Origin of the sequence: Pandoraea soli, from assembly GCF_902459595.1 — a bacterium.
GTDB lineage: Bacteria > Pseudomonadota > Gammaproteobacteria > Burkholderiales > Burkholderiaceae > Pandoraea > Pandoraea cepalis.
Window position 1 is genome coordinate 214,941 of the sequence record NZ_CABPSG010000006.1, and the last position, 19,996, is coordinate 234,936.

Below are 19,996 nucleotides of genomic sequence, written 5' to 3' on the forward strand. Positions count from 1 at the left end.
CTGTTGTTTCAAACACACGAAAGCCGATGAAAATCAAATCTCAGGGAAAGAACTACGCATCATTCGACTTCGGTGAACTGCAAGTCATTGCGCTTCGCGACGGATATGTGGATATGCCCCCGACTCGCCTGCGGACTGCCTCAGGCTCCCTTCTGAGAACGTCTCCGGTTGGCTTGGAACTCGTCAACGGACAGTTACGCTTGTCGGTCAATGCATTTTTGATTATCGACAACGACGTCTCCGTTTTGGTGGACACTGGCGCGTCGAACACGTGGCTCGACACAATGGGCACGCTTCTTGACGGCCTGCTGGAGGCGGGGGTGGATCGAAGCTCAGTTTCGTACGTAGCGTTGACCCACAGCCATTCGGACCACGTGAACGGACTGATCGCACCGGACGGCTCGGAAGCATTCCCGAAGCTCAGGCAGGTGTTCGTCGCCAAGGAGGAGGCATCTGTCTTCAATGGACGGCTCGCGCCACTGCGCGGCCGCGTTCGCGTGGTTGAAGATGGCACGCGTATCACGGATAGGATTTCGGCAATCCGCGCGGTCGGCCACACTCCCGGCCATACGGCTTACGAGGCAACGAGCAGCGCGGGCCGGTTGCTGGCTTGGGGCGACCTCATTCATGTGCCCTCTGTCCAGTTCTTCCATCCGGACATCGCGTGGGAGTACGACGACGACCAAACCAAGGCAATCGCATCACGGAAAACGCTGCTCCAGCGTCAGGCGAAATCAGATTTTTATGTGGCTGGCGCCCACCTGGACTTCCCTGGCATTGGGCGTGTCACCGCACACGATGGAGCATTCGCTTTTCATTCGGCCTCAGAGTCCTGAGAGCAGAAAAGGGGCGATTCATCTCGCCCCCTCTCCCATCGAACGTCTGCCTGGGGGCAGTCTTACGTTGCAACTTGGACGATGGCCTCGGGGGGTGTCAGAATTTGCGTGTTCAAGGCGAGTTGAGAGTCACACGGACGGTCGAACGAATCGATCCTCGTAAAGGATAGCGAATTGGTTCATTGCTGTCTTCCAGTCCTTGGCCGCTCGCCCCCAATCGGCCGTGATGTTGCGCAGCGCAAGCCAGATGAGTTTGGCTGCCGCATCATCGCTCGGGCAGTGGCCGCGGGTCTTGATGATCTTGCGCAGTTGCGAGTTGATGTTCTCAATGGCGTTGGTCGTATAGATCACTTTGCGCACTTCCGTTGGAAACGCAAAGAACAGAATCACACGATCCCAGGCATTACGCCAGGCCGCACTGACCGGCGGAAATTTCTGGCCCCATGGTCCAGCGGCGAAGCTATCGAGTTCGGCCTGTGCGGCTTCGGCACTCAGTGCCGTATAGATCGGCCGGATCGCGGCAGCGAGCGATTTTCGGTCTTTCCAGCGCGCATAATCGAGGCTATTGCGGATCAGGTGAACGATGCAGGTTTGCAGCGTTTTTTGCCGGAAACACCGCAGCCAGCGCCTCGGGCATGCTCTTGAGGTCATCGGTCAACGCAATCAGAATGTCGTTCACGCCGCGCGTTTTCAGATCGTTAAACACCTTCATCCAGAACTTGGCGTCCTCGGTGTTTTCGATCCACGGGCCCAGGATGTCGCGCGTGCCGTCGGGCGGGATGGGTAATCCCCCCCTAGACCGACGTCATTTCGACATGGCGGCAAATCCGTGCATGAGGCACTGACCTGCCCCGACACGCTAGGACCCGTCGAAACTCGGGAGATCGGCCGTCAACAGAGAAAAAGCGAGGCGCCGATACGCGCTGATGGGGCTCGGCGACGGTCGCGTCGTGCCGTAACCCGCCGAAAAATTCCTTTTCCCGGTCTCAAGTCGAACTGAACGTGCCATCTGCCTACCCAAAACGAGGGATCGCGACGGCGCCGCCCGCGTGTTAACGTTGCGCCGGCCTCGCCGCAGCGGCAAGCAGCGCTCGGCACGCTGCTCACCGTCCCTTGTCCAGGAGCCTTTTGCGATGACCGATTTTCGTCCCACCCGCCGAAAAGCGCTGAAACTCACGGCGGCGTCACTTGCTGCACCGGCGTTGCTGTCGCCCGCAACCAGCGCCATCGCTGCCGGGCGCGCCGATCTCGACGCCGCCATCAACCGCTTTGTCGCCCTCGCGCCGAAAACGACCAGTTGCCTCGTTGCCGTAACCCCACCCCAAGGGCCGGGCTGGCGTGCCGGCTACGCGCCGGAGCAACGCCTGTTCGTCGGCAGTGCCGTCAAAACGTATATCCTCGGCCAGTTCCTGCTCGACGTTGAGTCCGGCCGCAATCAACTCTCCGGCACCCAACTCTGCACCGTTAGTGACGCCGTGCGCACGCCGGGCAGCCCAGTGCTCATCGGCCTGAATGGACAGACGCTGTTCCGAACCGCACTCGAGTCGATGATTTCGCACAGCGACAACATCAGCACCGACATCACGCTAGCCGCTGTCGGGCCGGCGCGCGTGCGCGAACTGGTCGGGCGAATGGGACTGAACACGGTTCGCATCCCCGATTCCACGCGCGTCCTCTTTTCCTATCTGGCGGGCGCGCCGTCGGGTGTCGATCTCGGCTGGGACGGCATGCAAAAGCTGGAGCACAACGAGAAGGTCTATTACGACAATCATCTTCTCTCACCCCGCACCGATGTCATCAACGACAAGCAATCGATGACCAGTTCGGCCAACGATCTCGTGAATTGGTATCAGCAGGTGCTGGCAGGAAAAGTCTTCACGAAGCCGACGTCGATCGTCGAGTTCAAGCGAATCTCCGCGATGGCCGACGCGGTGTGGATGACGGTGCCCCAAGGGCTGCTCGCCTATGGCAAGGGCGGCAGTCTCGACTGGGGGACGTTCCACGCCCTGTGCTTCGCCGGGCAGATGCTCGTGGGCAAAACGCCGGTGACGTTCAGCTTTACGTCAAACTGGCTGGACGGCAAGACCAGCGGCGAGCGCACCGAAGCATTCATCTCGGCAGTCAGCGACGTCCTCAAGGCCGCCGCCAACGCCGTTTGAGTCATCCGTGACATCGGTCCCGAACCGTCGTTCGGGACCGCGACGTATCCCTCCTTCGGACTCAGAAGTGCTTCGCCAGCCGCAACGCCGCGCTTTGTACCGTCTGTGACGATGCGGTGCGCAGGTTGTATTCCGCCCGAACCTCGAGCCCTTTCGACGACAGCAGTTCAACCCCGAGCGCAAAGTTGCCGTAGACACGCGGCTGCGACGACGTGATGCGAAACGCCGCACTCGGGAACTGGACGAACGACGCCTCGGCACTCACATCCCCCTTCGACGCAAAGCTCATCCCTGCCGACAGATAGGGGCGCACGGTCGTGCCACGATAGTCGAGACGTGCGCCCACCTCGACGGCGGGACTCAACACCGCCGTTGTGCGCCCCTCGCTTTGCATCGCAAGATCGAACACGCCGGCGCCACTTTCACGGTAAGCCGAATTCCTGTCGTAGACGACGTCCAGATCGGTGTAGGGCTTCACATACCCTGCGGCGTAGTTCAATTGATAGGACAGCCGGGTTCGTGCGCCGACAAAAAAGGCGTCCGGCTGACTCGTGGCTCGCGCGGACGCCCCCGGATATTCGATCGTTCGATTCTGCGTGCCGCTCTCGTAACCGCCCAGCACGGCGAGCGCGATCTGCCACGGCCCCATCTGACGCTTCAACGTCAGCCCGCCCCGGAAGCCATCGCTCGATATGTCCAGCGAACGATCCGCCGAGCGGGCATGCGTCACCACGTAACTCGCCGAACCGCCGACAAACCAGTCAGGCGCAAACTCCTTCTGAGCCCCGAACTGATAGGTCACCTGCTGACTGCGGAAGCCCGCATCATCCGCTGTTTGGAAACGATCGGCGCGGGTGCCGATCACGCGCGCCCAGACGCAACTGCCCTCGCCCATGCGCGTGCCGTCGGTGACGAACTGCGGGCAGCTCATCAAGCGATTCAGGAAGTCGTAGTTCTCATGCCCTCGCGAACCTGCGCGCATGAGTGACGCCGCCCCGGAAAGCACGTCCAGCGTCTTGCGGTAAGACGCCGCATCGCCTGCACTCACGAACGGCTGGAACAAGGGGCCCGCCGCGACCATGCCCGCGTCCCAATGGGTCTGAAGTAGGTCGGCAAACGACGCCTGATTCGCATTGAGCGACACGCCCGGCGGCCGGAAGTTTGCATCCACCGAAATCAGCGGATCCCGCGAGCCGCCATAGTGATCCTTCATCTGATAGTTGAAAACGAGCGCCGTACTCTTCGCGACGGCCGTCTCACCGGTCGGTGCGTTGTTGAAGTGCCCGATGCCAAGCCAGATGTTCTTGACCGGATTGCGAAGGATCGGCACGACGCTGCCGCCGAACGTCAATGCCCCCGTAACCGTCAGGAAGTCGCTGTTGTGATTCGTGAAATCGAGGTCGGGCGCGTAGACGCCGGTGCCCGTCTGCGAGAAGCTGCCAATGATTTTCGACGCCTGGAACACGCCCGGCCCCCCGGGGCTGATCGTGCCGTAGTTTTGCGTCAGCCCGGCCGAGAGCGACTGCGCCGTACGTAGCTCGCCGCCCGCGCGGTTCTCAACCGTGCTGTCGGTCGTCAGTTCCACATTGCCCTGCATCAGGCCGCTGTTGACGACACTCGCGCGACTCAGCGATGCGACAGCCGTTGCCGCCGATACCGTACCGGCATTCTCGACGGTCACGCCATCGGTATTGATGGCGAGAATGCCGATTCCCGAAGTTGCATTGGCCATCACGCTCGCGCCGCTGCCGATCGTCACGCCGATCGGCTTGCCCTGCATCGAACCGCCGCCCGCGTTGCCCATGCTGATCGCCGCAATCGCTGGGGAGTCCGCGCCCATGGCGGCAACCACGCTGCCCGGTTGAAGCGTCACGTCGATTGCGCCGCCCGTGTTGCCGTTCGCGCTCCCAGGCTGTTTCAGCCATACGCCGCCATCGCTGAACACGGCCCCGCCGCCAAGACTCATCGCAAGAATGGCCGGGGCATGCCCGCCGTCAGTGACCACACGGCCGCTCGTATTCACCTGCACCGCGCCCCCCGCCCCCACGGCGCCGGAGACGTTGGCCTGCCGCACCATGTCGAGACCGTAGGTCACTGCGGCGGCATCGCCTGTGATACCGCCTCCACCGCCCACGGACTGCGCCAGCACGCCTGCCGCCCCGTCGCCATGCGTTCGAACGCTACCATCGACGACCACGTCCACCGTGCCGCCATCGTTGGCGCCAGCGCGTGTGACGACATTGTTGACCGACGCTAGCGTGACGCGTCCCGGCGCGGTGGTCACGCCTGCAATGCCGCCTCCCCCGCCGACGCTTTGGGCAACGATGCCGTGCGCGTCCTGACCCAGCGTTTGCACCGCGACGTTACGCGCGACGCTCACGTCGACGTCCGCGCCGTTGCCAAACGTGTCGCCTTGCGCCCCGAGCGTCAGGCTGGTGACCGGCAACGCCGACGGATTGCCGCCCTGAACCAGCGCGACATACCCGCCACCACCGCCGATACTTTGCGCCAGCACGCCGAACGACAGCGCCCCTCGTGTCGACACGACCGCCTGCTCGACCGCAGGGTTCGTCAGATCGACACTGACGCTACCGGCGTTGGCTTGCAGACTGCTGCCGCCCGCAGGCGACGCACCGAGCTTGATGACCGCGCCCCCGAGCAAGGACGCAACCGACGCGTCGACGGTCATGCCGGCGGCGCCGCCGCCCCCGGCAACGGACTGCGCGAAAATGCCGTGCGAGAGCACGCCGCTCGTATCGATACTGCCTGAACCCACGACCGAGACGGGCGCACCGTTCATGCTCGACGGCGGCAGTTCGCCGCTCAGCGTGCTGCCCAACGTGATGACCGGGGCGGCGACCTGCTGCCCTGCAGCGAGATGCGTGCTCGCATTCCCCGTCAGGCCCACCGCTGCGGCACCGCCGCCGCCCGTGATGCTTTGCGCGACGACACCGCTTGCGTCGTTCCCCTGGGTCGCGATGACGCCACCACTCTTGACGTTCACGCGAGAAAACTGTCCCGCATTGCCCGCCAGATTGCCGGTGTATGTTCCCCCAAGCGCGAGCGACACCGCCGGCGATGTCGATCCGGCAGCGGCCCCGAGGCTGCTCGCGCCGAAGGTGTAATCCGTCGCGGCCGCCTGCCCTCCGCCGCCGGAGATGCTTTGCGCAAGGATGCCCGGCGAACTGTCGCCGGTGGTTTGAATGCGACTGGCAGCATCGCTGGCGTCGACATTGACCGTCCCGCTGCTTCCCCCGCTGCCGCCCTGCCCGCCAACGCTGACATTGACGCTGTGTTGCGCACTGGCGAGATTCGAGCCGAGCAGGTCGATGAGGCGAGTGACCTCATCGATGATGCCTGGCGCGTCCTTCGGTGCCCAATTCGAGAGGAAAAGCTCGAGGTTCTGCGAAGTCGCCGCCCCCGCTCCGCCACCGCCGCCCACGCTCTGCGCGACGATACCCGGCGCACCGAAGCCCGTCGTGGACAGCGTTCCGGTGTTGAGTACATTCGCTTGCCAGGCGTCGCCGCCGGAGCCACCCGATCCGCCAACGGCCACATGCGTCCCGACATTGGGTGAGACGTTGAAGTAGGTGCCGATCTTGCCAGCCATCACGCCAAGCAAGCTATCGACGCTCGAAAGCAGGCTCGACACGCTGGTCGATGCCGCCGTGCCGCCCTGACCGCCGCCACCGCCGATACTCTGCGCGACGATCGCCGCCGCGCCGGCGCCCGACGTCGTCACCGGGCCGTGGTTGTTGATGGCGGCCACGTTGCCAGCCCCGCCCTCACCGCCCGTGCCACCGACGCGAACATCCACGCCAACAGTGAGTGAACCGAACGCCACGTTCATCGAATTGCCGGAGGTCGTCAGCCAATTGCCGATCGACTGCAACAGCCCCTGAACCGATCCGGGTGCGCCGAGCGTTGCGCCGAACGACTTCGCGGTTTCCTGTTGCACCATACCGCCCACGCCACCGCCGCCACCGATGCTTTGCGCGACGATGCCATACGAGTGATCGCCAGCCGTGAGCACGCTGCCGTCGACGTTATTGTTGACCAGCGCGACTGCACCATCGCCCCCGCTGCCACCGGCACCGCCGATCGTCGCGCCCACGCTGATGTTGAAGCGACGGTTCGGCGTGGCGATCGATTGCGCCCGTAACGCGGCGGCAGCACTTCCCCCGGCACCGCCGCCCCCGCCGATGCTCTGGGCCAATATGCCGATGCTCTTGTCACCCAGCGTCCAGATACCGCCGCTGTTGTCGACCTGGGCCAACCCGCCGCCGCCGCCGTCGCCGCCGCTACCCCCGATGGAGACGTGCGGACTGAGCGTGGCGGAAGGCACCTCCGGGCCGAGATCCGGCGCGATAGTGAGCGTGGCCGAACTGGCGAGTCCGCCATAGCCGCCGCCACCGCCGATGCTTTGCACGACGACGCCATCGCTTGCGACGGCCTGCGTCGTGACGCTGCTCCCGTCGTCCAGCGTGGCATGCGCCACGCCACCCGCGCCACCGCCCCCGGCGCTGCCGCCATGACTGACGGCCACGCCCAGTCCAACACCGACGGTCATGGCGCTGGACGACCCGCCAGCGCCACCACCGCCCCCCACGCTTTGCAGCAGAACGCCGCTCGAGCCTGCGCCAGCGGTCGAGATCGCTCCGCCCAGATCCATGAGGGCATCGCCGCCGTTTCCGCCGGCACCGCCGTGCCCGCCGGTGGCAATGCCAACGATGATGCCGGTCGTATCGGCGTCGCCGCCGTGCCCCCCGCCGCCACCGATGCTCTGCACCTGCACACCGGCGCTCTGATCGCCCGTGGTGAAAATCGAGCCGTTACTGCTGAGCGTCGTGTTGCCACCGAGTCCGCCGTTGCCGCCGGACCCACCGCCGATGTTCATGATCCCCTGACTCAGTTCGGCCGCCCCCGCGCCGCCCCCCACCGCGTGCGCCAGAATACCGACGGCGTCGTTACCCGACGTCATGATCGTGCCGTCGTTCTTGATATCGACGGCCAGATTTCCTGTGTTGCCACCTGCACCGCCGTTCCCGCCATGTCCCGACCAGGGACTGGATTCGCCACCGTTTCCGCCGGCGCCCCCGACGACCGAAACCCGCATCCCCATCGCACCGACGCCGCGCGTCGCGATGCTGCCGGTGTTGGTGAGCGTGACGGACCCCGGCGTTCCGCCATCGCCGCCCTGAAAACCGTTACCGGTGACACCGCCGCCGCCATCGCCGCCGTCACCCCCGAGGCTGTAGGCGGCAATGCCCGGTGCGTTAGCCCCGTCGGTCGAAATCGCCGCGCCGTTCGTGATTGTGATGTTGCCGGCGTTACCGCCGTTCGAGCCTTTGACGTCCGTGCTGTCGCTCATGCGTTTCGGGCCGTTGCCGCCGACGGAACGCGCCAGCAGGCCGACTTCGCCATCGCCACGGGCGGTCACGGTGCCGTCCGCCGTCGACACGGTGACATTGCCCGCATTCCCGCCCCATCCGGAGAGCACATAGCCGCCCTCCCAGTCGTCGATTCCCAATCCCCCCTGACCGCCCAGCGATTCAGCCCGAATGGCCGCGCCCCCACTTCCGCCGCTGGCGCTGGCGGTGACGGTGGCCCCGCCACGCACGACCACGCTGGCATCCCCGGCGTTTCCCCCGACCCCGCCGTTCACGCCGGGCCCCCAGGGAATCGCGCTGGTCTGCCCGTTCCCGCCGATCGATTGCGCCGACAGCCCGAAACCCACAGCGCTTACCGAGCCGCCATCGAGCGTCAGGCGTGCGAAATTGCCGTTCCCGCCGTTGCCGTTGCCTTCGCCGCGATTGCCCCACAGACCGCCGTCTCCGCCCTTGGAGAGGACGGAGGCGCCAAAACCGTTGCTGATGACGGTGCTTTGCGCGAGCACGAAATCGACGATGCGTCCAAAGCCGCCGCTGCCGCCCCAGTGATCGCGGCCACTGACGTCGTCGCCGTTACCGCCGTTGCCGCCGCTCACGTCGACGGCGACGCCGGTCGCCCCATGCGTCGAGAGAATGTTCAGGCCCGAGAGTGTGCGTTCGACGTCGATCTGACCGGGTGCGCCGTCGAAACCGTTGGCGTTGTGACAGCACCCGCCTGTGGCGCCGCGATAGTCGAGAAACAGCGGACCGGACGTCTGCGCAACGGCCGGCCCGGCGAGCATGAGTCCTGCCACGCCGCATATGGCCTTGAGGCGACGTGGCGTCGCCCTTGCGCAAAACCGTTCTCCCACGCTGCCCCCCCCAATCCGAAAGCGTATGCCCGACTCCCGGATTTGCACGCCGTGTCACGTCGATGTCGTGCGCATTTTGGCGATCCTTGCGCAGCGCGAACCCGTTTGTGCGAAACGTAGCATTCGATGTGTGACGTCTGGCATCCCCCGAATTGAGTAAATTCAGGCTCTGCCTACCCTGTTTGGGGGATGGGCGCTACGATAGCGGTGCGCTAATTTGCATGACATTGTTTCCCCTCCTAATTGTCCGGACCCCCAAGCCATGCCTGCCAGCCCGCCAGTCGATGCCGAACCGGTGCTCCCCGGACCGCTATTGCTCGTGGAAGACGACCCGGCGACGCAAACACGCATGTGCGGCATTCTGAAATCGCTGGGCTACCGCAATGAGATGGTCTGCGTGGCCGGAAGCCTCGCGCAGGCGCGTGCGCATCTGGCAAGCACGCCGTGCGCGCTGATACTGGTCGATGTGGGCCTGCCGGACGGCAACGGCGTCGATCTGATCGGCGAGTTGCACGAAAGCGATCCCGCCCTTCCGATTCTGGTAATCTCCGCGTGGAGTACGGAGCAGATCATTGTGCGTGCGCTAAGGGCAGGCGCGACCGGATATCTGCTCAAGGAGCGTGACGACGAGGAAATTGCGCTCTCGATACGCAGCGCACTGCGCGGGGGTGCGCCGATCGATCCTTTTGTTGCCAGGCATATTCTTAGCCTAGTCGGCGTCAGCCGAGCGACGCCACACGCACCGGCGGCGACGCCAGTCACCGGTCAGTCGCCGACGGCCGAGGCCGTGCCGGCATTGAGCCCGCGAGAAATCGAGATTCTCGGGCTCGTCGCCAAAGGCATGACGAACCGCGAGATTGCAGCCCTGCTCAATATCTCCAGTCTCACGGTCGCATGCCACATCAAGAACATCTACAAGAAGCTCGCCGTCAACTCGCGCACACAGGCCGTGTTCGAAGCTCGTACCTTCGGCTTGTTACCCTGACCCGCCGCATCGCCACGATGCATTCGGCTCGGGGCAGGTCTCTGTCTCTGCGCTGTCTTATCTCGTTTGCCTGTCTTATCGGTCTGGTCCCCGGCATCTTGGACGCCCAGGGACAGACACGCCCGCCCGAGAACACCGCGCCAACGTTCGATCGCATCGAAGCCGTGCGCGCCACGAGCGATGGCGTCGCGAGCATGAACCCCGACGCCGCCAACTGGACTACGGTGCACGCCCCAGACGTCGGCTGGACCGACGTCACGCTGCCCGACGTCTGGACACGCCGCTGGCCGGGCTACAACGGCGTGGTCTGGTATCGGCTTACGTGGCGGGAACCGGAGCACCCACAGCCACGTGGCGTGCTGCTGGAATATCTGAATATGGCCGGCGCGGTGTACTTGAACGATGTCCTGATCTCGCGCGACAACTCGCTTGTCGAGCCACTGACGCGAGCGTGGAACACGCCGAGGTACCAAATCCTGGACACGCCGGCGTTACGTCCCGGCGTCAACACGATACTCGTACGCGTCTCGGGCCTGGCGGCGTACAGCCCTGGGCTTGGCCCAGTCGTGCTGGGCAGCCCCGACGTCGTGCACGCGCGCTACGAGCGGGAGCAATGGATACGGCGCGACCTGCAACTCTTCAGTCTCGCGATCACCCTGACCCTCGGCATACTCGTGTCGATGCTTTGGTTGTATCGACGCGACGAATCGGCCTACGGCTGGTTCAGCATGATGTCGCTCACCTGGTGGCTCTATGCGGTCAATCAGGTGGTCACCCGGCCGTGGCCATTTGCCACGAACGACGCGTGGGAGATCTTCGTCTCCATCGCATTTCTCGCTTACTGCGGCAGCTTCACGATGTACGTGTTGCGCTTTTGCGGCCGACGCATGCCGCGCCTCGAAGCGTTGTTATGGACAACGTTCGGCGCCGGAGCACTCTGGCTGATCGTCATGCCACACGATCGCATCGAGACGTCGCGCGCGATCTGGGCCATCGTGCCCGGCGTGACCTATCTGGCGAGTTGCATGCTGCTTTTCGTCCTCACGTGGCTTGAGCGCAGGCTGGAACAACGTATCGTCTCCATGTGCGCGTTGACCTTCGTCGTCGCCGGCACCCATGATTTTCTGGTGTATTTTGGCGTGCTCACGTCGAACGTCTATTACACGACGCAAACGTCTCAGGTGCTCATGATCGGCATGGCCATCGTGCTTGCGAGGCGCTTTGCCGAAAACGCACGGAGAATCGCTCAGTTCAACGACGAACTGCGCGTGGGTATCGATAATGCGCGCGAGGAACTGGCGCATACGCTCAATCGTCAGCACGAACTTGAAGTCGTCAACGCGCGCCTCGCCGAGCGGCTGAATCTCGCACACGACTTGCACGATGGACTGGGCGGCGCATTGGTGTCGAGCATCGCGGCCATCGAACATGCGCCGCACACGTTGCCGCCGGCGCGCTTTCTTGCGTTGCTCAAGGAAATGCGCGACGAACTGCGTTTCGTCATCGACACGGCGGCCACGCATCAGCAAGGTGAGTTGGCGCTCGCCGAGCAGATTGCCCCATTGCGGCATCGGATTTCGGTGCTCTTCGAGACGCAGAACATCGAGTGCATCTGGCGGCTCGACGGCATCTCGACGTGCGTGCTGAGCGCCGCACAATCGCTGGAGTTGCTGCGCATTCTTCAGGAAACGCTGACCAACGTGCTCAAGCACGCGCAGGCGACCCGTATCATTGTCGAACTGCGGCACGACGGCAATCGGGTCACTTTGCGCGTTGAAGACAACGGTGTCGGTTTCGATATGCAGGGCATGCGAATCAATACCGACGCCCCGCAGGGCGGGCACCTTCACGGCACCGGTCTTAACAGCATGCACCGGCGCGCCCAACGATTGGGGGGCTCACTCTCGCTAGTGAGGGAGAACAGTGCGACGGTCGTGATGGTGCAATTCGACCTCAGCTGACGCCCGGCTTGTCACGACCCACGACCAGCTCCGACCACGGTTTCGGTATGGAGACGAACGTGCCAACTGACCACGCGCAAGATTGTTTGAATCGCACCGGGAATCGTGGAGGCCGGTTGGTTTGAGTTAACGCAGGCATGTCACTGGGTTGATTACGGCTTCTCCGTCGCCGGGCCGGCGGAGGTGAACGGTACAGACCCGATGGACCCGTTGAACTGACCAATTCTTTCGCCGTATCTGCGTCGCAAACAATTCAGTTCTTTTCCACACGAGCGGCGAGACGCCAGCCAATCCAGTTGTGATTGCCTGAGTGAGTGAGGATCTTGGGTCGATGCTTGGGCATCGCGATAAAGCTGCCCAAGCTCCACGTCCATTGCCGCCAGTCCAGGGTCGGAACAGACCGTCACCTCATCATCGGAGGCGGCGCGCGTGCAATCGAAGCTCGTGGTAAATGTCTGTGTCGACGTGATGGCGCTTTGCCGATCCAAAAGCGCTTGCGGCGGCTCGCCTGGCGAGGCAACTGACGAGGTGACGATTCGCTCGTCAGAAAGCGGTTCTGTCCTGGTTGACTGGAATCGCGCTGTGTCGGTCCCCTGTGTAGCAGCCTCGACAATCGGTGATGCCGCGTCACTGCTGCCCGCTTGTTCAGACACATTGGTAGTTGGCGCGGCTCCCTCTTTTGGCGCGGCGTCACGAGCTCCGGTCAAGCTGTTCACAGCCAAGCCTACAATTACGATCCCGACACCCCAGAGCATCCTCCGCCTGGCCTGAGGGAAATTTCTGGTGTCCGGCTCGTTGTTCTTGTATCCAGTTCTGTATCGACGATCGACCTTTCGCGTGTCGGCAAATCCAGATACGCCAACGAATAGGGTGAGCACACCGACCACGATCAAGATAATGCCCAACGAGTTCATTTCGAATCCCCGAATAGCGCGTTTTCTTCGCCGCGCCTGATATTGTTTTCATTATTTGTGTAGAACCGCCATCGGAAGGTCGTTACGGCCGCCCAATGGCAAACAATGTAAACCAGTCAACTAAGAACGAGTAGAGCTGCGGATCCCACGCCAGTTGATGTCTAACCTAGCGCCCCCATAACCACAGGCATGTCCAAAGCTTGCGGGACATACCGCCTTGCTCCTCGGCAGATCCCGCAAGAGCCTCATTCGGCCCGCCATGCTTCGACGAGACGCTCTCGACTTGCCGCACGCAAACGCAATAGACCAAGTTCGCGACTCATTGCGTTCAACGCCGAATCCTCGTCATGGCCTTCGGCGCGAAAACGAGCTGCTAACACCCTCAGCTCGGCAAGCGAGACTTCATCCACTTGGCGTGCTGCTCCTGGGCCGGGAATTCTGAATTTCAGCGTCGACCTATCCGCCAACGCTTTCGGCCAGACAAACAACCCGCCACTCTCCAACTCGGTTTCAAAGTGCTTTGAAGCCAGATCCACCACGCGACCGAGAATTCTCCCCCCAGTCTTCGCCCATCCATGCGCTCTGGCGATCCGCCGCCCCAACACCTCGACTCGTACCGGCCCTTCCCCGTCAACTACCGAGGTGATCATGCCAAGCAGCCGCTCGTCGTAGCTACTCGCGAAGAACAGTTCCGGATCCGGAGCATGTTCAGTCATTGCCAAATCCACTTCGACGAATATGCCACCTGACGGGCTCTGAGCCGTAGCGCCGGAATTGGCATACATAACAATCGGTTCCACCTCGACCGGATCATCTGTAAAAGCCGCGGGCCGCGTCTGTGCATCGTTCTGCTGCTGGGAAACCGATGGTAGGACGTCGCCCGCTTTTGCTGCTGCAATCGCGGCGTCAGCGATCGCAGCCACACTTTCCGACGCCGCATTTTCCTCAACACGCTTTGCCTCAAGCAAGTGGAGCAGCCGCGCATCCACCTTATCCAGTGTTCCGTGTCTGTCGACCCACCAATCCGTCGACCAGATTCTCACGATGTCCCAACCCAACCCATTGAGGACCTGCTCGCGTAACTTGTCACGATCACGCGCAGTCGCTGACCGGTGATACGTTGCGCCATCACACTCAACCCCGGCCAGGTAACGCCCCGGGGAATCCGGGTCGACCACACCGAGATCGATGCGGAAGGCGGAGACGCCAACCTGCGGATGGACTTGCCATCCTCGTTCGGCAAGTGCTGCGCACACAGCCTTCTCGAAAGGACTGTCAAAGTCGCCGACGCTGCCTGCGACGACTTCGCCCAGCGCTCGTGCGCCTCGCTCCGCAAACTCAAGGAAATGCTTCAGATCCCGTACCCCCAACGCCTGCGTACGCGAAAGATCCATCTTCTCGGGTTTGAAGCTACCGAAGACGCGCAGCTCATGCCTCGCGCGTGTAATCGCAACGTTCAAGCGACGCTCGCCACCTTGCTGGTTCATCGGGCCGAAATTCATCGGCATCACACCATCGAGGCCCGGACCGTAGGTGATTGAGAAGTACATGACATCCCGCTCGTCACCCTGAACGCTCTCAAGGTTCTTAACGAACACGGGCTCTAACGCGGTATCAGCAAAATGACTTTCTATGGATGGGTCCTGCCGACGTGCTTCGTCCAACAAATCCTCGATCAGGCGCTGTTGTTCGGAGTTGAAGGTCACCACACCCGCGGTTAAGCCGTCCTCTCGGAATTCCTTCGACTTGAGACGTGCGACGAGGTCGGCAACCAAGGCCTTCGCCTCCGGCTTGTTAGTGCGCGAGCCCCCTCTCTCGTATTGACCCAGCGCGACATGCGTAAAGCTGACCGCACGATCGTTCGTCACAGGGCTGGGGAACGTCACAAGATCGCCGTCGTAGTAACGATAGTTCGAGAAGGCGATCAGGCTTTCATGGCGACTGCGGTAGTGCCAAGACAGTTTCATTGTGGGCAGATTGGCGCCGATGCATTCCTCCAAAATGCTCTCCAGCTCTACTTCAACGTCCGTGTCATCGATGTCGGATTCGGCTCGCTCGAAAAAACTGGTCGGTGGCAACTGTTTCGGGTCCCCGACCATGATCACCTGCCGTGCTCGTGCCATCGCCCCAATCGCATCCCAAACAGGGATCTGTGAGGCTTCGTCGAACACCACGACGTCGAAGTCTGCGGTGTCTGCCGGGAGATACTGCGCAATGGAGAGCGGGCTCATGAGCAGACACGGCGTGAGGCGCAGAATCGCATCCGACGCTTTTGACATGAGTTCACGCAATGGCAGATGGCGGGTCTTCTTCTGCATTTCATAACGCAGAAGCCCCCATTCCGAGCCATGCGCCACCTTTGCTGGTGACGGAAGTCCCGCAGACAACTGAGCGCGGACCCATTGCTGAGTCAGCGAGGTAAACTTCCGGTCCAATTCCCGAAAGTCATGAATCCGCTTTTCATGCTCGGCGGACGCAAACGTTCGCAGCACCTCATCTGCATCGACCACGGCATTCAACCACCATCGGCAGTAGTCAGTCTCGAAGGCCTCTTTGACCGAACCCAAGGCGACAGCGCCGTCTTCAATTCCGGAGACCAACGGCGCGAGACCGAGGGAAAGTGCATGCTGACGAACTTTGCGCCAGGCACACCAATCCCGAAGACGATTCGACTCGTTAGCCACCAGACGCGCGCGCTCTGCAATTTCGCCGGGCAGTGCGTTTAAAAGCGATGAGTACTGCGCTGCGGGAATGCCGCTCGCGCTCGCAAATTTCTCCACTGTCTGGTTGAAAGTCCGAAGTGCTGCTGCATAGGCACGTCCCGCCCCCACAATGGAGCCTGCGGGCTCAAGGAGAACGTTGCTGTCACCTAACAGGAGCGAGATCGGGGCTTTGACTTGAGCCAGCGCCTCTGGAGTCGTGGCCAGACTTGCCAGAGCATTAGCGAGCCCGTCGAGGAAATGAAGCGCAGGCTCAATGCCTTCGAGCTTCGTTTGAAGGCCGTTCCAGAGACCGTCCGTCTTGCCCGAGAGATCGCCAAACTCCTGAATGCGCACGCCAAGCGACACGAGCTCACGCATTTTCTTGAGGTCGTCGGCAGCGGCAGCACCCGCGCGCCCTACTTCGATGGCCGCGAAGCCGTCGTCTTGCCAACGGCTTTCGCCTCGTGCGGCGGCGAGTGCCGCCTGGAACGCCAGATATGCTTTTGCGGTTGCAACATCCGATTGATAGCCATTCCAAACGCCGGCGGTTTCGCCACCAAGACGTTCCATCCGAGCCACCACCTGATCGATCTGGCGTAGCTCTCTGATTCGACTCAGATCATCTCGCGCAGACTCGCCACACTGGCCACGACCGACCGGGTCAAGTCCGACATCCTCCCACGCCTTGCGCTCGCCAGCGAGTTCTAATGCGTCCTGAAATGACTGCAACGATCTAGCGACGTCGATCTCAGTCTTCAAGCCAGCCCACACATTCGCCGTGGGGAGGGACAGATCGTCGAAATCCTTGAGCTGCAGAGTGAGCCGGTCAATGCAAGCTAAATGCTCGATGTCATCCTTGAGATCAGGCTCTCCTGCCCCCGTCGCCAACTCTTTCAGTTTCTTCGCGAGGTTGCGTTTGCGCAGGACGCTTAGCGGCCATGGTGACTCCAGAAGCTCCTTCAGATCAGCCTGCAACTCGCCAACCGTTTTCGACGAGATGCCTTCTTTATAGGTCAGTGAGAGCTGATTGACTTCGTCCTGTCGCTTGCGCAATAGTGCGATCGCAGCATTCAGACGTTCGCGAAGTGCCGCATTCCATGGCTTAGACAGGTTTGCGCGGATTTCAGTGTCCCGTTGGAGCTGGGTCACGCCAAGACGCAAATCATCGAGTGCCTGATTGCCCACGGGAGATGACAGCCCCCGGAGCAGTGCCCGGTATCGCTCAACCAGAGGCGCTGCCGACCGAAGGTTGTCGGCGATTGCCTTGGCATCAGGACGCAGAACAAAACGCCAGTCGTACCCGGACGCCCTAGGCAGCACTGCCGACAACTGTTCCAGTCCCGCGCGCACGCGGACTTCCATCGTCAGAGGGTGCAGTCCGATGGCGGCCTGAAGTGCCGATGCTGCGGCCTCAAATCCTGCTACCGCATGAGTAACCTCGACCGCAGTATTCACAAGGCGTTCGGCCCAAAGCGGAGACCATTCGGTCTGTACAACGTGGGACAACGGGCCTTGCGTGAGGCTTGCTTCGCCGACGGCCTTGGCGTTCACATCCAGCAACTCCGCGGTTTGCCGTAGATCGCGCAAGGCTTCAACGTCGTGCGATTGCGGTGCGGGCCAGGCGAGATGGAGTAGTGGGAAGCCGTGTCCACCGACTACACGACCGATAGCGTCATACACGTTCAGACCGTTCGTGTGGCGCGCGTGAAGACGTTCGACGTAACCGTTTAGCTGGGCGCGCAACGTTTCCAGACGTGCAGCCTCCGCATCCCAGTCGTCGGGGTCCAGCGCTGCGGTCGCGTCCCATGACGTGCGGAGTTGCTCAAGAACCTCTGTCTTGCGAGCCTTGTTAGAGTGAAGTTCTAGGCAGAAATTTCCCAGTCCTACCTCTGCTAGTCTGCGATACACGACATCTAGCGCGGCCATCTTCTCGGACACGAACAGGACGCGCTTGCGCTCCGCCAAGAACTGGGCAATGAGATTTGAAATAGTCTGACTTTTCCCCGTGCCGGGCGGCCCGATCAGCACGTAGTCTTTGCCCTTGCTTCCGGCAACGATGGCGGAAAGTTGTGACGAATCCGCGGGAAGTGGGCAAAAGGTGTCTTTGACCGGAAGCTCTGCATCCAAACGCCGAGCGTCGGGAAATTCCACTGCGCTCTGGTAGGCGTCGCGCGGTGCATCGATCAGATGGCGAACGACCGGATTTTGCTTCAGTTGCTCTGTGCGCTCGGTTAGATCGCGCCACATGAGGTACTTGGCAAACGAAAACGACGCGAGCACAACGTCCTCAACGACTTCCCATCCTGCAATGTCCTTTACGGCATGGGAGACCGTCTTCCAGATACCGGCCACGTCCAAGCCTGCTTCGTCCTGAGGCAACTCCGTGTCCCGAATGCTGAGTTCCAGCTCGAAATCCTGACGGAGCATTTGAATCAGAGTGGGATTGAAACGTGCCTCGTCGTCGTGCAGCTTGATACTGAACTCCGAGCGAGCGCTGCGGCGATCAAGCGAAACAGGTAACAGGATTAATGGAGCGCGATACTTTTTGGCGTCTTTCGCGTCGCGTGTCCAGGACAGGAAACCAAGCGCGAGGAAAAGGGTGTTCGACCCACTTTCCTGCAAGGTTGTCCGCGAGTTTCGATAGAGTTCGACCAGCCGAGCGTCAAGGTCTTCGGGTGTAAGGCCAACGAAGACTTCCTTGCGTGTCAACGCATCCAGTGCGTGTTCGCGGCGAACATGCTCTCGTTCCCGGGCTTCGTGTATTGCCTGGTTCCTAGGGTCGTCACCATCCATCAGATCCGGACGGCTCAATAGCTTGAGCGCGTGGCCTTCGGCCAATACATCTTCCAGGGCGCCGGGCTCGGGCGCGTCGAATTTGACAGATTTCTTGCCGGATTTGAAGCTCAGCAGATTGTTGCGCAGCGAGAGATCCAACAACTTGCGCTGCCATCTAGAGAGCCTGTCTTCCGGGGGCTCGTCGGCGACCTCGATCTTCGATTCACTCGTCCAGACCAGTTCGGGCGGGTCTTCCCACTCGGTTTCGCTAGAACTCGTCGTTTCGAGCGCACTGTCGCCACGCGCAATAGCCTTTTCACTCGCAAGTGGCTTAATGCGTTGCATTCGCGCTCGGCGAATGTCGACGGCGAGCTCGAACTTCCCCTCCTCCTCCTCGGAAATGTGTTCATCGCCTTTTGCCGTGGTAAAGCTAAAGGCGGGGAGCGGACGTTGGACGAGCAATGTCGACTCAAAGAGCACCATCTCCTTGAGCTTCGCCCGCTTGCGAAGCGCCGTGATGTCGTCGATAACGGCGGAGGAAAACTCTTCAGCGTTCAACCAGACGCCTGGGAACGCATGTCCTTTTTGAAACACAACAAGGGGATTCAGTCCCGCTTGCTCAAGCGCGGCACAGACAAAAAGCGTTAGGTCCAGACACGTGCCTAAGCCAGACTCCGCGACTTGGCCTGGTCCTCGGACCTTTTGTCCATCGCGCTCGAAGCTAGCCGGCGGCAACGCATAGTCCAACCCCATCGCGCCGATGGCATTCCATATGGCCGCCGCGATTTCCCAGGCGCGTTTAGGCCCCTCTTCGTATCCGTTGATCGCACCGGATTTTCCTGCTCTACGCAGGATTCCAGCCGCCGCTTTGAGAACGCGGTCTACGGCTGGCTCATTGGGTTGCACAAACGCCGCGACCATATCAGGAAGAGACGAAAGACCACCCCATTGGTTTCGCGGGAGGAGTTCAACGACGTGTTCGCTGCTGGACACAGTCGTCAACGCGTCATCCGTTGTCGTGAGTTCAAACTTCAGGACTGCCTTTTCCGCTTCGGTAAGACGTCCGAGCAATGGCCCATCCAGTGCGATATCCAAATCCGACACGCGAACGGTCTGCCCCGCGGCCAGATGATCGAGGTGCCAGGTTTTCGGCTTGAGAAACGGAGGCTCAGATAGCGCGGTCAGGCGAAGGTTGCGAAACGTGTCGTCCGTTTCATTGACCACGGCAAGTTCGTGAACCGCGGGTACCGCGTTTTGATAATCCGCCAGATTGACTCGAATCGAAACGGTTGTTTGAATTCTTACTTCGCGTGCCGGCGCAACCGGCGAAGGCGTCGGTTCGATGTCCCCGTTACTCATTGTGAATTCCCCGCTTGCTCTTTGACTAATTCAATGCCCGCGGTTGACGGCGCGGTTCGCTGGG

7 protein-coding genes and 1 pseudogene are annotated in these 19,996 nt (G+C 61.8%); 4 read left to right on the forward strand and 4 right to left on the reverse strand.

Annotated features, from left to right (window positions below):
* The first annotated feature begins 26 nt into the window (after positions 1-26).
* Entirely contained in the window at positions 27-836 is an 810-nt protein-coding gene (locus PSO31014_RS12995; protein ID WP_150552000.1) for an MBL fold metallo-hydrolase, read from the forward strand.
* A gap of 129 nt (positions 837-965) precedes the next feature.
* Here the strand turns inward: PSO31014_RS12995 and PSO31014_RS13000 are convergent.
* Positions 966-1,623 (reverse strand): annotated as a pseudogene (locus tag PSO31014_RS13000) (IS256 family transposase); the annotation flags it as partial.
* Positions 1,624-1,969: 346 nt separating this feature from the next.
* On the opposite strand from PSO31014_RS13000, the gene PSO31014_RS13005 reads away from it, so the two are divergent.
* Positions 1,970-2,995: a serine hydrolase gene (locus PSO31014_RS13005; RefSeq protein WP_150552001.1), complete on the forward strand. Its 1,026-nt coding sequence runs from the start codon at positions 1,970-1,972 to the stop codon at positions 2,993-2,995.
* Positions 2,996-3,056: 61 nt separating this feature from the next.
* Here PSO31014_RS13005 and PSO31014_RS13010 read toward each other — a convergent pair whose 3' ends face one another.
* Positions 3,057-9,179 carry an autotransporter outer membrane beta-barrel domain-containing protein gene (locus PSO31014_RS13010; RefSeq protein WP_150552002.1) on the reverse strand — a complete coding sequence of 2,041 codons (6,123 nt, stop codon included), beginning with the start codon at positions 9,177-9,179 and terminating at the stop codon, positions 3,057-3,059.
* A 319-nt stretch (positions 9,180-9,498) separates the two neighbouring features.
* Here PSO31014_RS13010 and PSO31014_RS13015 point away from each other — a divergent pair, with 319 nt between their 5' ends.
* Positions 9,499-10,221, forward strand: coding sequence for a response regulator transcription factor (locus tag PSO31014_RS13015; RefSeq protein ID WP_150552003.1), 723 nt, complete (start codon positions 9,499-9,501; stop codon positions 10,219-10,221).
* Between the two features lie 98 nt (positions 10,222-10,319).
* Entirely contained in the window at positions 10,320-12,182 is a 1,863-nt protein-coding gene (locus PSO31014_RS13020; RefSeq protein WP_174976498.1) for a sensor histidine kinase, read from the forward strand.
* A gap of 152 nt (positions 12,183-12,334) precedes the next feature.
* On the opposite strand, the gene PSO31014_RS13025 is transcribed toward PSO31014_RS13020, so the two are convergent.
* Entirely contained in the window at positions 12,335-13,096 is a 762-nt protein-coding gene (locus PSO31014_RS13025; protein WP_150552005.1) for a lysozyme inhibitor LprI family protein, read from the reverse strand.
* Positions 13,097-13,341: 245 nt separating this feature from the next.
* Complete coding sequence (locus tag PSO31014_RS13030) at positions 13,342-19,932, reverse strand: DUF3320 domain-containing protein (protein WP_150552006.1); 6,591 nt, start codon at positions 19,930-19,932, stop codon at positions 13,342-13,344.
* Between the last annotated feature and the right edge of the window lie 64 nt (positions 19,933-19,996).